Here is a 14,625-nt window from a genome sequence, read left to right as displayed (position 1 = left end):
GACTATCCTTTCAGGGATCCCTTGGTGGAGGGAACCGCGTCCGGCTGGCGCGGGTCGCGCTCAAGCGCCGAACGCAACACACGCGCCACGGCCTTGAAGCAGGTCTCGGCGATGTGGTGGTTGTTGGCGCCGTAATGATTGGTGACATGAAGCGTGATGCCGGCATTCTGCGCCAGCGCGTGGAAGAATTCGCGCACCAGCTCGGTATCGAACGTACCGATCTTCGGCGACGAGAACGAAACATTCCAGACCAGAAAAGGCCGGCCGGAGACATCGATTGCCGCCCGCGTCAGTGTCTCGTCCATGGCGAGATCGATCGAAGCGTAGCGCATGATGCCGCGCCGCTCGCCCAACGCCTTGGCCAGCGCCTGGCCGAGCGCGATGCCCGTATCCTCGACCGAGTGGTGGTCGTCTATGTGCAGGTCGCCCTTGGCCTTCACGGTCATGTCGATCAGCGAATGGCGCGACAACTGGTCCAGCATATGGTCGAAGAAGCCGACGCCCGTCGAAATGTCGGATTTGCCCGAGCCGTCGACCTGAACCGACACGGCGATGTCGGTTTCCCTGGTCTTGCGGCTTATCTCGGCGGAACGGGGCGCCATGACCTCATCCTTGTCTCAGATTTGCACGGTTCAGGCGTTCACATGCCTGAAAACGAAAGCCTTCTAGCAGCATGATCCGGCGATTGCCAGTTACCGCTGCGGAGCACAGTCCGGCCCGGCGGATGGCCGGTTTGCAATCATCCGGCCTATGCATACATATGGCCGATCAAGTCACTCGTAACGCGCCGATCGCCTCGATGGGATCGGTGCTGATCGGAGCAGAAAATGTCGAATGAACTGACCATGCATGCCACGACCATCCTGACCGTGCGCAAGGGCGGCAAGGTGGTGATCGCCGGCGACGGCCAGGTCAGCCTCGGCCAGACCATCATGAAGGGCAACGCCAAGAAGGTGCGCCGCATCGGCAAAAGCGGCAACGTCATTGCCGGCTTCGCCGGGGCCACCGCCGATGCCTTCACGCTGCTGGAGCGGCTCGAAGCCAAGCTCGAACAATATCCCGACCAGCTAACACGTGCCTGCGTCGAGCTCGCCAAGGACTGGCGCACCGACCGTTATTTGCGCCGGCTGGAAGCAATGATGCTGGTGGCCGACAAGTCGGTGTCGCTGGCGCTGACCGGCACCGGCGACGTGCTGGAGCCCGAATTTGGCGTCATGGCCATCGGCTCCGGCGGCAATTACGCGCTGGCAGCGGCACGCGCTTTGATGGACAGCGACAAGGGCGCAGAGGACATCGCCCGCAAGGCGATGCAGATCGCGTCAGACATTTGCGTCTACACAAACAACAACTTCGTCGTCGAAACCCTCGATGCCGCCTGAGCGGAGCCTCCGCTATGGTTTTCGGCCGGTGATCCAGAGGGACCTGCCGATGATCGCCGGCTGGCTTGCCGAGCCGCATGTCGCCGAATGGTGGAACGACCCAGAGACCGAGATTGCGGAGATCCGCGAGCATATCGACAGCATTTCGGTCGAGCCGCTGATTATCGAGCTCGACGGAAAGCCCATCGGCTATTTGCAGAGCTACGATCCGCATCTGGAGGACGGCCATCCCTATAGCGACCAGCCGTTCGGCACGCTCGGCATCGATCTGTCGATCGGCGTGCCGGGGCTTGTCGGGGTCGGCCACGGCTCGGCGATCGTCCGGCAGTTCGTCGAGCAGCTTTTCGAGGAAGGTACGCCGCGCGTCATCATCGACCCGGACCCCGCCAATGCACGGGCTATCCGTGCCTATGAAAAGGCCGGTTTCAGGGCTATCGATCGCAGGAAGTCGGAATATGGCGATGCCGTGCTGATGGCGATTGATGCCCCAGAGGGCGACGCCGGACAGGGTGAGGCAAAAGAGGGGCAATAGCAGCATGAGCGTATCCAGCGACAAAACCGTCTCGGCCTACGAAGACAGCTGGCGAATGGGGCTTCTGCTGGTTCTCGGCCTGGTCATCTTCCAGGCCGGGGTCCTCTACGGCATGGGGCGGACGCCGATCTGTACCTGCGGCTATGTCAAGCTGTGGCACGGCATTGTGCAGAGCTCCGAGAATTCCCAGCATATTTCCGACTGGTACAGCTTCTCGCACATCATTCACGGTTTCCTGTTCTATGCGCTGGCGTGGTTCCTTTTCCCGCGCTCGCCGATCGGGCTCAGGCTGGCCTTTGCGGTGGTGATAGAGGGCGGCTGGGAGTTGCTCGAGAACAGCCCTTTCATCATCGACCGCTATCGCGCCGGCACGATCTCGCTCGACTATTATGGCGACAGCATCATCAATTCGGTGTCCGACACGCTGGCTATGGTGCTGGGGTTTGTCATGGCGCGAAGGCTTCCTATATGGGTGATCGTGACCCTCGCCCTCATCTTCGAATTCGGTGTCGGCTATCTCATCCGGGACAATCTGACACTCAACGTGATCATGCTGCTGCATCCGTTCGAGTCCATTCGGCAGTGGCAAAGTGGAATTTAGTGACATGAGCACCTTCTCTCCCCGCGAAATCGTTTCGGAACTCGACCGCTTCATCATCGGCCAGAAAGACGCCAAGCGTGCCGTGGCGATTGCCTTGCGCAACCGTTGGCGCCGCCAGCAGCTCGAGGGCCAGATGCGCGAAGAGGTGATGCCGAAGAACATCCTGATGATCGGCCCGACCGGTGTCGGCAAGACCGAGATTTCACGCCGCCTGGCACGCCTTGCCGGTGCGCCTTTCGTCAAGGTCGAAGCCACCAAGTTCACCGAGGTCGGTTATGTCGGCCGCGATGTCGAGCAGATCATCCGCGATCTGGTCGAGATCGCCATCGGGCTGGTGCGGGAGAAGATGCGCGAGGACGTTAAGGCGCGTGCCCACATCAACGCCGAGGAACGGGTGCTCGAAGCGCTCGTCGGCAAGACGGCGAGCCCGGCCACCCGTGACAGTTTCCGCAAGAAGCTGCGCGACGGCGAGCTCGACGACAAGGAGATCGAGATCGAAGTGGCCGATACCGGCAATGGCGGCATGCCCGGTTTCGAGATCCCCGGCATGCCGGGCGCCAATATCGGCGTGCTCAACATCAACGACATGCTGTCGAAGGCGATGGGCGGCAAGAAGACCAAGTTGCGCAAGACGACGGTCAAGGAGTCCTACGGGCTGTTGATCAGCGACGAGTCCGACAAGCTGCTCGATCAGGACGAAGTGGTGCGCAGGGCACTCGAATCGACCGAGAATGACGGCATCGTCTTCCTTGACGAGATCGACAAGATCGCCTCGCGCGAAGGCGGCATCGGTGCCGGTGTTTCGCGTGAAGGTGTGCAGCGCGACCTGCTGCCGCTGGTCGAAGGCACCACGGTTGCGACCAAATATGGACCGGTGAAGACCGACCACATCCTGTTCATCGCCTCGGGTGCGTTCCACGTCGCCAAGCCCTCCGACCTGCTGCCGGAATTGCAGGGCCGCCTGCCGATCCGCGTCGAGCTGCGGGCGCTGGAGAAGGACGATTTCGTCCGCATCCTCACCGAGACCGAAGCCAGCCTGATCAAGCAGTATATCGCGCTGATGAAGACCGAAGGCGTCGACCTGGTCTTCACCGATGACGCGATCGATTCGCTGGCCGGCATCGCCGTGGATCTCAACGCCAGCGTCGAGAACATTGGCGCCAGGCGGCTGCAGACGGTGATGGAGCGGGTGCTTGACGACATCTCCTATGACGCGCCGGACCGTAACGGCACCTCGGTGACCATCGATGCCGCCTATGTCGAGAAGCATGTCGGCGACCTCTCCAGAAACACGGACTTGTCGCGTTTCATCCTGTAGGAGACGCTCCATTCTCGAAGAGGGTCGGGGAATTGCTCCCGGCCTCCCCAATTTGGCCCAGCATTCCCGATGTGTGGCCAAATGGAAGCATCCGGCAAGCTTTCGTCCCGTCGGGTGCAGGCGTCTCTCGACTCCCGGTGGAGCATTACCTAGTTTGCCGGCGACTATTTGGGCGGCGGCGCATGAAAAAACTGATCCTCGTCATTTTGGGGCTGACGCTGGCGGCAGCCATGTTCGCCGCGCAAGCGGCAACGATGGTGCCGCCGGGCAACCGCAACACCGAGCAGCCCGACATACCGGGCGCTTCGAGCCGGCGCACCCAGGCGACCAACACCACCTTCCAGGCGAAATACCGCAAAGTCTTTGCGCTGCTCCAGAACGATGCCGAGCTGCGCGGCAAGATCAAGCAGGCAGCCGCGGCCTATGGCATCGACCCAATGCATATCGTCGGCGCCATCGTCGGCGAGCACACCTACAATGTCGATGCCTACGACCGGCTGCAGACCTACTACGTCAAGGCGATTTCGTATCTGTCGAGCAAGCTCTCCTTTGCCTATGATGGCGAGGACATCTCCGATTTCGTGCAGCGGCCGCAATTTGCGAAATGCGCAGGGAAGTCCGACAGCTACGATCTTTGGGAGTGCCGCGAACAGGTGTGGAACCGGTCGTTCCGCGGCAAGACCGTCGACGGCGAGAGCTTTCCCAACGACCGCTTAGGCGCCACTTTCTTCCAGCCTTATTATGCCGGGCAGACTTTTGGCCTTGGCCAGCTCAATCCGCTGACGGCGCTGCAAATGAGCGACCTCGTGCACGAGGTTTCCGGCCTGCCGGAACTCGACGTCGGCGACCCCAATGCAGTCTACAAGACCATCATGGACCCTGACCTGACACTGCCTTATGTCGCGGCAACAATCCGGAAATCGATCGACGCCTATAGAAGCATTGCCGGCTTCGACATCTCAGGCAATCCCGGCATCACGTCGACGCTCTACAATGTCGGCAATCCCGAACAGCGCGCCTATGCGCTGAAGGCCGAGAACGACAAGCGCCGCGCTGCGGGCGAGCCGGAAAAGCTGCCCGAGGAAAATTACTATGGCTGGCTGGTCAACGACAAGCTGCCGGAGCTGAAAGCGCTGTTTTAAGGCGAGCGTCGAGATTCAGGTTTCACCCACTTTTGGGCGTTGGCGCCGCCCCTCATTGCCCTGCCGGGCATTTCTCCCCGTTTAGTGACGGGGAGAAAGAAGCCTGCGCCGATGGTTTCGCCAATCTCGAATGCCGCAGAAAGGGCGCCAACGCTCGTGACAGCCCCTTCTCCCCGTCACTATACGGGGAGAGCGACTGTCTTGGCTGTCAAGCTGTTTGCCACGGTTTTTGATCCCGGACGATAGCGTTGAGAATGGTGAGAAGCTTGCGCATTGTGGCGACGACGGCGACGATCTTCGGCTTGCCGGCCTCGACCAGGCGGTCGCGGAAAGCCTTGAGCACGGGGTTGTGCCTGATGGCGACGAGGGCGGCCATGAAGAGGGCGGCGCGCACGTGGCTCCTGCCACCGCCAATGAAGCTCTTGCCACGCCATTTTCCGGACTGCCTCGTCCATGGCGCAAGGCCGGCGAGCGCGGCGATCTGGCGGCGGTCGAGGCTGCCCAGTTCCGGCATTTCGGCGATCAGGCTGCGGGCAACGACAGGACCGACACCCGGCACGGAGGAAAGCAGCTTTTCGTTGACCCGCCAGACTGGGGACTTGCGGATATGATCGTCCATGCCCGCATCGAGGCTTGCCAGCTCACGCCGAAGCGCGACGAGCAGCCGCTGGATGCTCTTTTGCGCCTGTTTCGCGATGACCGTGCGAGCACGGTTCTCCTCCGCCACGATCATCTGCACGATCTGACGCCGGCGGGCGACGAGCTCGGCCAGGGCCTCGGTTTCGGCGTCGCGCAATGGCCGCAATTGCGGCTTGGTCGCAGCGATGAAAGCGGCAATGACGGCGGCATCGATCGGGTCGGTCTTGGCCCGCTTGCCGAGTGCATTGGCATAGGCGCGCACCTGCGCCGGATTGACCACGACAATCGCCAGGCCGGCGCCTGCCAAGGCGGCGACCGCCAGTCTCTCGAAGCTGCCTGTCGACTCCAATCCGACAACGGTCGGCGAAAGGGCTGCCAGCCGCCGAACCAGATCCTCCACCCCGGCGTGGTCATTCTCCACCGAGAACGCCTCGCCCGACGGCAAAACATGCACGTCGAGCCGATCCTTGGAAACGTCGATGCCAACAATGATTTCCATCCTGTCCCATCCTTGCCTAATCGGGCTTCGCTTGCGGCCCAGGCGACTGTTCGGGTTCGATGGAACGGCGGACGAAGACCCTTGCTCTCCCACGGGCTCGATCACCCAAAGATGCTCCGGTCTCCCGTCCGCCACCGCACCTGCCTTCATAGCAGAGTCGGCAAGAAACAAGTTACAAGATGCCGGCAGGCAAATGAGGGGCGGCGCCAACCTCGACATTTGGCGCGGCGTTCATGCCGCCAGCAGCGACTTCAGCTTGATCGCCTGCGAGCCCAGCGCTTCCGGCGCCGGCCTTGCCTGCTTCGCAATCAGCATCTCGGCCAGCCTTATGTCGCGGGCGACCGCGTTGCCGGCGCCGATGCCGCTTGCCGCAACCAGCCTGCCGTCTTCGGCGAGGTGGAACAGGATGAAGGCGCCGTCGCCGAGGTCGCGGCGCACGATGCTGCGGCCTTCGTCCGACAGGCCGGCGATCTGCAAGGTCAGGCCGTACTGATCCGACCAGAACCACGGCACCGCCGCATGGGCCTCGCCGGCGCCAAGCATATTCCTTGCGGCGAGCGCGCCCTGCTCCTGTGCGTTGCGCCAGGCTTCGAGCCGCACGCGCCGGCCGCCATAGATGGCGAGCGGAAACGAACAGCAATCGCCGGCGGCAAAGATATCCGGGTCGCTGGTGCGAAGCTCGGCGTCGACGGCGACACCATTGTCGACGGTCAGCCCCGCCTCCGCGGCAAGTCCGGTCACCGGCACGGCGCCGATGCCGATCACGGCAAGATCGGCGACAATGTCGTGTCCACCGGCGAGCGCGATGCGCACTTCGGCGCCATCATCGGCAATGGCGGCGATGCCCTCGCCGCACAGGATTTTCACGCCTTCCGCTTCATGCGCCTGATGGATGACCTCAGCGATCTCGGCTGGCACGCCGCGCATCAAGATGCGCGGCTGCGCCTCGATGATGGTGACCGCGGCACCCAGTCTGCGTGCCGCCGCGGCAAGCTCAAGCCCGATGAAGCCGCCGCCGACTATGGCGATGCGATTTCCGGCGCTGAGATGGGCGCGAATGGCCAGCGCGTCGTTGAAGGTCCGGAGGTAGACGCAGCGCCCGCCAAGGCCCGGCAGAGGCAGCTTGCGCGGCACCGAACCGGTCGCCAGCAGGAGCTTGTCGTAGGCCAGGGCGGAACCGTGGGGGGGGGCGGCCGCCGCCGGCGCCGCGCCCCGGCCCCCCCCCACCGCCCCGCCTGCGGCCGGTGGGCCGCCACCCACCCGGCCCCCCGCTGCTGCTTGGCGTCGCCCCGGGCGCACCCGCCCCCGCGCCCCACCACTGCCCCCCCGGGCACGATCGCCACCGCCTGGACCGAATGGATATGCCTGATCGATCTTTCGGCCAGAACCGCCTCACTGGCGATCGCCTTGATGAGGGGCGCGTCGGCAACCATCGCGTCTTTCGACAGCGGCGGGCGCTCATAGGGCAGATGCGGCTCGTCGCCGACCAGCGTCACCGGGCCATCATAGCCGAGCTCGCGCAGCGCAAGGGCGGCGCGCCCGCCGCATTCGCCGGCGCCGATGATGACCATTCCCTTCGTCATCATCAACCGATCCGGACAAGGACTTTGCCGGCGTCGACTTTGACCGGATAAGTTCTTAGATCGACGCAGACCGGCGCGCCCCTGGCAGCCCCTGTCTTGTAGTTGAAGCGGCCATTATGCTTCGGGCACTCGATGACGTCGTCCATGACCAGCCCGTCCGCCAGATGCACCTTCTCATGCGTGCAAAGCCCGTCGGTGGCGAAATACCCGTCGTCGGGGCTGCGATAGATGGCAAAGGTGCGGCCGCCATGGTCGAAGCGCATCACGTCTTCTTCGTCGATGTCCTCGGCGTCACAGGCCTCGACCCAGTCGCTCATTTACGGGTCCCTCGATGTTTGGTGCGTTGGCATGGGCTTGTCATTCAGCAGCCACCGCAACAGCAGCGTTATCGCTGTGGAAATCCTCGCGATAGGGCCGCGCCGTCGGCGGCAGTTCGCGCTTGATGAAATAATCCTCATTGCGCAGCTGGCGCAGGAAAGCCGGTATCATCTCGCGGTAGCCGGCCAGGATGGATGGTGTCGGCGCCGGCAGATCGTGCTTGATCAGTTCGTGCAGCCTGGGCAGCGCGTGATAGGGCACCATGGGAAACATGTGATGCTCGACGTGGTAGTTCATGTTCCAGTAGATGAAGCGGCTTATCGGGTTCATGTAGACGGTGCGGCTGTTGAGCCGGTGATCGGTGACGTTTTCAGCCAGGCCGCCATGCTGCAGCAGGCCGACCATGACATGGTGCCAGGCACCGTAAAGCCTGGGCAGACCGACCAGCATCAGCGGCAGGAACGAGCCGGTATAGAGCGCCAGCGCAATGGTCGCGGCATAGATTGTCGTCCAGATGCGGGCAATGCGAATTGCCTTCGGCTGCTCCTGGTCGGGAATGAAGGTTCTTTCGGCCGGACTGACGATACCGGCTGCATTGCGCAGCATGTCGCTCATCGCATGCCAGGCGTCGAGAATGCCGACGAAGTTGAGCACCACGCGCAGCAGATCGGGCGGACGCATCACCGAGATCTCCGGATCGCGGCCGACTATGATGGTATCGGTATGATGTCGCGTGTGGCTCCAGCGCCAGGTCACCGGGTTGCGCATGATCATGAAGCAGGCGACCTGATAGACCACGTCGTTCATCCACTGCGTCCTGAAAGCGGTGCCGTGGCCGCATTCGTGCCAGCGTGAGTCGGTGGAGGAACCGTAGAGGACGCCGTAGACGAAGAAGAACGGCACGCACCACCAGCTGCCCCAGAACCAGGCGGCGCCGGCGCCGCTGAGGATCATGGTGCCGAGCCAGATGATGGTGTCGCGGATCGCCGGGCCGTCGGAGCGCTGCATCAGCTCCTTCATCTGCTTGCGCGGCACGTCGGTGTGATACCACTCGGCCGCCGCCAGCCCGCTCTCGACGGCAAGCTTCGCGTCGCGGCCGATCAGGCTGTAGTCGCGTCGGGACGCTGCTGCGGAGCTCGTATTCCCGGTTCGGAGTCCAATATCCACCATGGCGGAGGCCTCGATCATATTCGGTCAGCGTTCAAAATAACGCCGAGCCCTGATAGGCTCAATATCACAAAGATAGTTTCTATCATTTTCCATCAGAATGGTGTAAAAGGGCCAAACAGTGGAATGAGGCAGCGATGGCGAAACGGCCGACGATCACCGACCTGGCGCGCATTTCGGGGGTCAGCGTTGCCACCGTCGACCGGGTGCTGAACAACCGCTTGCCGGTGCGCGAGGAAACCGCGCGCCGCGTCTATGAGGCCGCGACCAGCATCGGCTATCACGCAGCCGGATTGATCAAGCAGCGGATGCGCCATGAATTGCCCGAATACCGGCTCGGGTTCCTGCTGTTGAGGCGGGAGGACGTCTTCTACAGCGAATTTGCCCGCGAGCTTGAACTGGCGGTATCGCAGTCGCCGCGCTTTCGCGGCGTGGCCACCATCGACTTCGCCGCTTCGCTGGCGCCGGACGAGATCGTCGAGCGGATGCGCAAGCTGGCCGCCAAATCCAGGGCCGTCGCCCTGGTCGGGCCTGATCACCCGACGCTGACGGTCGCCGTCGAGGCTCTCAAAGCCAATGGCGTACCGGTGTTCTCCCTGCTTTCCGACTTTGCGTCCGGTATTCGCGAGGGCTATGTTGGCCTGGACAATCGCAAGGTCGGCCGCACCGCTGCCTGGATGATCTCGAAGGCCGCGAAGAGACCTGGCAAGGTTGCCCTCTTCGTCGGCAGCCATCGCTTCCATGGCCATGAGCTTCGCGAGATCGGTTTTCGCTCCTTCTTTCGAGAGCAGGCGCCGGAATTCACTCTCCTCGAGACGTTGGTCAATCTGGAAGCGAACCAGATCACGCATGATGCAATGATCGAGCTTCTGGCCCGCCACCCTGATCTCGCCGGTTGCTATGTCGCCGGTGGCGGCATGGAAGGCGCGATCTCGGCGCTGAGGGAGGCAAAGCCGGCTGAGATGCCGGCGGTCGTCTGCAACGAGATCACGCCCGACTCCCGCGCGGCGCTGGCGGATAATTTCCTGACCATGGTGATCTCGACGCCACTGGCGGCGCTTTGCCGCGAGCTTGTCGGGCTGATGGCGCATGCCATTGAGACCGGCGCTGCGAATGCGCCGGGCCAGACCTTTCTGCCCTTCGACATTTATCTGCCAGAAAACATCTGACGTCGCGGTCATCGGCGGCAGACATGATGTAATCTATCAGAATGCTTCCAGGCCTCGCTTGCCTGAGCGTCCGTCCAAAAGCGCTCGAAATGCCGAAAATCCATTCCTCATGGCGAAATCTCGCTTGACGCCCACGCGAAATGGAATAAATATTTCACCATCTGAGCATTTTGGTTCTTTCGTTCCGGAAGATCTGTTTCAGGCAAATGCCTCTGGAACCAAAAATGGCAATCGGGAGAGAATTCCCTGCGAGATCGGGGATTCCGGGTAGATCGGTGCAGCCGGACACCAATGTGGAGGAGAAATAAAATGAAGAAACTGCTTTTGGGCGTCGCTTTCGCGGCGCTGATGAGTTCGTCCGCCTTTGCCGCCAAGATCGGCGTCTCGATGGCGTTGTTCGACGACAATTTTCTCACCGTGCTGCGCAATGGCATGATTGAACAGGCTAAAGGCATGGACGGCGTCGAGCTGCAGGTGGAGGATGCGCAGAACGACGTCGCCAAGCAACTCGACCAGATCAAGAACTTCGCCGCCTCAGGCGTCGACGCCATCATCGTCAACCCGGTCGACACCTCGGCGACCCAGGCAATGTCGGACGCAGCCGCCGCTGCCAAGATTCCACTGGTCTATGTCAATCGCGAGCCGGTCAACGTCGACAAGCTGCCCGAAAACCAGGCCTTCGTCGCCTCGAACGAAGCCGATTCCGGCACGCTCGAGACCAAGGAGGTCTGCCGCCTCTTCAAGGAGGCCGGCAAGACTGAAGCCAACGTCTATGTGATCATGGGCGAGCTGTCGAACCAGGCAGCGGTGCAGCGCACCAAGGACATTGACGACGTGATCGCCACGCCGGAGTGCAGCTTCATCAAGATCATCGACAAGCAGACGTCGAACTGGAAGCGCGAAGAAGCGCAGAACCTGATGACCAACTGGCTGTCGACCGGCAAGCCGTTCGACGGCGTCATCGCCAATAATGACGAAAGCGCCATCGGCGCCATCCAGGCGATGAAGGCCGCCAACATCGACATGAAGTCGGTTGTCGTCGGCGGGGTCGACGCTACCCAGGATGCGCTTGCCGCGATGCAGGCGGGCGACCTCGATGCGACGGTGTTCCAGGACGCGGCCGGCCAGGGTGCCGGCGCGCTTGACGCGGCGCTCAAGCTGGCGAAGGGCGAGAAGGTCGAGCACAAGGTCTACATCCCGTTCCAGCTGGTCACGCCGGCAAATATCGACAAGTTCCTGAAGAAGAACTGAGGCGGACCTGTCCGATACGGAGCGGCGCGCCAAAGTAAGACAGCGCCGCTCTGCTTTTCCCTCTCGGCCTGAACAGCGCCGAGTGGAGACCGTGGCTGACGGAGGAAGCACGATTGGCACAGACATCTCACGGCGTCGGCGGGCTCAGCTATGATGCGAAACGGCGCGCATGGCCGGCCGAATTCAACGTCTTCCTGGCGCTCGTCATCCTGGTCGGCGCTTTCGAGCTGATCGGCCGGGTTTTCCTGGGCGACAGCTTCCTTTTCAATACCCGCGACAATATCGATGCGATCTTCAACGAAGCGCGCCTGCAGATCATCATCCTGCAGGTGTCGATCGTCGGCATTATTGCCATCGGCGTGACGCAGGTGATCATTACCGGCGGCATCGACCTGTCCTCAGGTTCGATCGTCGGCGCCACGGCGATGATAGCCATGAGCTTCGCCCAGGTAGCGACGGTCAACGGCAACCCGAACCCCAAGGCGATGTTCATCGCCCAGGGCTGGACCGACCTGCCGGTGATCGTGCCCGTGCTGGTCGCGATCGGCTGCGGCCTGCTGGCCGGCCTGGTCAACGGCGCTTTGATCGCCTACACGCGCATCCCACCGTTCATCGCCACGCTCGGCATGATGGTCACCGCGCGCGGCATCGCCAAATGGTGGTCAAAGGGGCAGCCGATCTCGTTTCCGACCGAGAGTTTCGCCGCCATCGGCAAGGGGCTGATGCCGGTCATCATTTTCATATCGCTCGCAGTGCTGTTCCAGCTGATCCTGAGTTACACCAAATATGGCAAGCACTGCTATGCGATCGGCTCCAATGAGGACGCCGCGCGCATGTCCGGCATCAACATCGCCAACCACAAGATCCTCGTCTACGTCATTGCCGGCGTCCTCGCCGCGCTCGCCGCCGTGGTGCTGAGCTCGAAGAATCTCACCGCCCAAGCCGGCATGGGTGTAATGTACGAGCTCGATGCGATCGCCATGGCGGTTATCGGCGGTGTCTCGCTGTCGGGCGGCCGCGGCTCGATCATCGGAACGGTGATCGGCTCGCTGATCTTCGGCGTGATCATCTCCGGCTTCACCTTTCTGCGCCTCGACGCCTATTATCAGGAGATGGTCAAAGGCGTGATCATCGTCGGCGCAGTCGTTCTCGACCAGTGGCGCCAACGCCTGCGGGCAATGAGGGCTTGATCATGTCGGACATCGTCCTGAAGACCGAAAACCTGACCAAGTATTATGGCGGCGTCCATGCGCTGGAGGGTGCCAACTTCGAGCTGCGCAAGGGCGAGCATGTCGCCATCATGGGCGACAACGGCGCCGGCAAATCGACCTTCGTACGCCAGATCACCGGCGTCGAGCAGCGCACCAGTGGCAGGATGTGGTTCGACGGCAAGGAAGTGAATTTTGCCGGCCCCATCGAAGCCCGCGAGGCAGGCATCGAGACGGTGTTCCAGAACCTCGCGCTCGCCGACGACCTCGACGTGCCGTCGAACCTGTTCCTCGGCCGCGAGCGGGTGCTGTTCAATCTCGGGCCCTTCTCGATCCTCGATCGCAAGTTCATGCGCAAGGCGACCGAGGCAGCCTTGGTCCGCACGGCGGTCAAGATCCCCAATCTTTCCAACACCATCCGCCATATGTCGGGCGGCCAGCGCCAGTGCGTGGCAATTGCCAGAACCGCAACCTTCGCCTCCAAGCTCATCATCATGGATGAGCCGACGGCGGCACTCGGCGTGCAGGAGACGATGCAGGTCGAAAACATCATCCGCACGCTGAAGGAGAATGGCGAACCGCTGATCCTGATCTCTCACAACATGCGCCAGGTGTTCGACCTGGTCGACCGCATCGTCGTTTTCCGGCGCGGCCGCATCGTCGCCAATTTGCGCAAGCAGGACACCGACGGCAACGATATCGTCTCCTACATCACCGGTGCCAAGACCGGGCAGGCGGAACTTGCGGCGTAACGGCCAACGCCGAGCCACAGGTGCTGACGCCCCCCTCCGAACCATCTTTAAAGGAAAATTCTTCATGCCTCTTCGCTTTGCTCTTCTCGGTGCCGGCCGTATCGGCAAGGTCCATGCTCGCGCCGTTGGTTCCAATCCGCAGGCCAGGCTGGTTGCGGTTGCCGACGCCTTCGAGAAGGCGGCGACCGATCTGGCCTCTGCCTATGACGCCGAAGTGCGCAGCATCGATGCCATCGAGAAGGCCGGCGATATCGACGCGGTCGTCATCTGCACGCCGACCGACACTCATGCCGACCTGATCGAACGCTTCGCCAAGGCGGGCAAGGCGATTTTCTGCGAAAAGCCGATCGATCTCGACGCCGGCAGAGTGGAACAATGCCTGGCCGTCGTCGACAAGGCCGGCGCCACCCTGATGGTCGGCTTCAACCGCCGCTTCGATCCGCATTTTGCCGCCGTGCGCAAGGCGATCGACGACGGCGCCATCGGCACTGTCGAAATGGTGACAATCACCTCGCGCGATCCCGGCCCGCCGCCGCTCGACTATATCGGCCGCTCGGGCGGCATCTTCCGCGACATGACCATTCATGATTTCGACATGGCGCGCTTCCTGCTCGGCGAGGAGCCGGTGGCGGTCAGCGCTCACGCTTCGGTGCTGATCGACAAGAAGATCGGCGAGGCCGGCGACTTCGACAGCGTCAGCGTCATCCTCGAAACTGCCTCCGGCAAGCAATGCGTCATTTCCAACTCGCGCCGCGCCACCTACGGCTACGACCAGCGCATCGAGGTGCATGGCTCGAAAGGCATGATTGCGGCCGAGAACCAGCGGCCGGTGTCGATCGAACTGGCCAATGAGAAGGGCTATACGCGGCCGCCGCTGCACGATTTCTTCATGACCCGTTATCTCGACGCCTATGCCAACGAGATCGCTGCCTTCATCGCGGCAGCGACGTCAGGCAAGAAGGCGACGCCGAGCGGCAAGGACGGGCTGGTGGCGCTCAGGCTGGCGGATGCGGCGCTGAAATCGGCCAAGGAAGGCAAGACCATCCGCCTCGACAAAACAATCTGAC

General features: G+C 62.4%; 15 protein-coding genes and 1 pseudogene. 10 read left to right on the top strand and 6 right to left on the bottom strand.

What is annotated here, in order from left to right; translation table 11 throughout:
• Window positions 1-2: 2 nt before the first annotated feature.
• Window positions 3-602: an imidazoleglycerol-phosphate dehydratase HisB gene (gene hisB, locus NKH49_RS14520; protein WP_352472583.1), complete on the bottom strand. Its 600-nt coding sequence runs from the start codon at window positions 600-602 to the stop codon at window positions 3-5.
• A gap of 225 nt (window positions 603-827) precedes the next feature.
• Between hisB and hslV the strand changes: the two genes are divergently transcribed.
• The 5 genes from hslV to NKH49_RS14495 all read left to right on the top strand — a co-directional run bounded on the left by hslV (window position 828) and on the right by NKH49_RS14495 (window position 4,972).
• Complete coding sequence (gene hslV / locus NKH49_RS14515) at window positions 828-1,379, top strand: ATP-dependent protease subunit HslV (protein WP_352616829.1); 552 nt, start codon at window positions 828-830, stop codon at window positions 1,377-1,379.
• A complete protein-coding gene (locus NKH49_RS14510) occupies window positions 1,369-1,911 on the top strand; it encodes a GNAT family N-acetyltransferase (protein WP_352472585.1) in 543 nt (180 codons plus the stop codon). The genes hslV and NKH49_RS14510 overlap by 11 nt, the downstream gene beginning before the upstream one ends.
• A gap of 4 nt (window positions 1,912-1,915) precedes the next feature.
• Window positions 1,916-2,512: a DUF2585 domain-containing protein gene (locus tag NKH49_RS14505; protein ID WP_254815925.1), complete on the top strand. Its 597-nt coding sequence runs from the start codon at window positions 1,916-1,918 to the stop codon at window positions 2,510-2,512.
• 4 nt (window positions 2,513-2,516) lie between these two features.
• A complete protein-coding gene (hslU, locus tag NKH49_RS14500) occupies window positions 2,517-3,830 on the top strand; it encodes an ATP-dependent protease ATPase subunit HslU (protein ID WP_254815924.1) in 1,314 nt (437 codons plus the stop codon).
• A 182-nt stretch (window positions 3,831-4,012) separates the two neighbouring features.
• The gene (locus NKH49_RS14495; protein WP_352926370.1) at window positions 4,013-4,972 is read left to right on the top strand and encodes a DUF1402 family protein; all 960 of its coding nucleotides are present in this window, start codon (window positions 4,013-4,015) and stop codon (window positions 4,970-4,972) included.
• Window positions 4,973-5,180: 208 nt separating this feature from the next.
• Here the strand turns inward: NKH49_RS14495 and NKH49_RS14490 are convergent, their stop codons facing one another.
• The 5 genes and pseudogenes from NKH49_RS14490 to NKH49_RS14470 form a co-directional block, all read right to left on the bottom strand.
• Window positions 5,181-6,110, bottom strand: coding sequence for an IS110 family RNA-guided transposase (locus NKH49_RS14490; protein ID WP_352926367.1), 930 nt, complete (start codon window positions 6,108-6,110; stop codon window positions 5,181-5,183).
• Between the two features lie 231 nt (window positions 6,111-6,341).
• Window positions 6,342-7,337, bottom strand: coding sequence for an NAD(P)/FAD-dependent oxidoreductase (locus tag NKH49_RS14485; RefSeq protein ID WP_352926364.1), 996 nt, complete (start codon window positions 7,335-7,337; stop codon window positions 6,342-6,344).
• Window positions 7,338-7,489: 152 nt separating this feature from the next.
• Window positions 7,490-7,681, bottom strand: a pseudogene (locus tag NKH49_RS14480) (FAD-dependent oxidoreductase); the annotation flags it as partial.
• A 14-nt stretch (window positions 7,682-7,695) separates the two neighbouring features.
• Window positions 7,696-8,010 (bottom strand): MocE family 2Fe-2S type ferredoxin, encoded by a 315-nt coding sequence (locus tag NKH49_RS14475; protein WP_352472320.1) that lies wholly within the window; start codon window positions 8,008-8,010, stop codon window positions 7,696-7,698.
• Window positions 8,011-8,050: 40 nt separating this feature from the next.
• The gene (locus NKH49_RS14470) at window positions 8,051-9,199 is read right to left on the bottom strand and encodes a fatty acid desaturase family protein (protein ID WP_502907883.1); all 1,149 of its coding nucleotides are present in this window, start codon (window positions 9,197-9,199) and stop codon (window positions 8,051-8,053) included.
• A 116-nt stretch (window positions 9,200-9,315) separates the two neighbouring features.
• Between NKH49_RS14470 and NKH49_RS14465 the strand changes: the two genes are divergently transcribed.
• From NKH49_RS14465 to iolG, 5 genes are all read left to right on the top strand, one after another.
• Window positions 9,316-10,347, top strand: a complete 1,032-nt coding sequence (locus NKH49_RS14465; RefSeq protein ID WP_023677522.1) for a LacI family DNA-binding transcriptional regulator — start codon at window positions 9,316-9,318, stop codon at window positions 10,345-10,347.
• Window positions 10,348-10,656: 309 nt separating this feature from the next.
• Window positions 10,657-11,598 (top strand): sugar ABC transporter substrate-binding protein, encoded by a 942-nt coding sequence (locus NKH49_RS14460; protein ID WP_352614967.1) that lies wholly within the window; start codon window positions 10,657-10,659, stop codon window positions 11,596-11,598.
• Window positions 11,599-11,711: 113 nt separating this feature from the next.
• Entirely contained in the window at window positions 11,712-12,788 is a 1,077-nt protein-coding gene (locus tag NKH49_RS14455) for an ABC transporter permease (RefSeq protein ID WP_292655972.1), read from the top strand.
• 2 nt (window positions 12,789-12,790) lie between these two features.
• Entirely contained in the window at window positions 12,791-13,558 is a 768-nt protein-coding gene (locus tag NKH49_RS14450; RefSeq protein ID WP_254815918.1) for an ATP-binding cassette domain-containing protein, read from the top strand.
• A 64-nt stretch (window positions 13,559-13,622) separates the two neighbouring features.
• A complete protein-coding gene (gene iolG, locus NKH49_RS14445; protein ID WP_352614969.1) occupies window positions 13,623-14,624 on the top strand; it encodes an inositol 2-dehydrogenase in 1,002 nt (333 codons plus the stop codon).
• Window position 14,625: the final 1 nt, after the last annotated feature.

The organism is Mesorhizobium sp. M1088 (assembly GCF_040318575.1).
Lineage (GTDB): Bacteria > Pseudomonadota > Alphaproteobacteria > Rhizobiales > Rhizobiaceae > Mesorhizobium.
The sequence above is the reverse complement of the archived record's forward strand: the minus strand, read 5'-3'. Positions and strand labels throughout refer to the sequence as shown.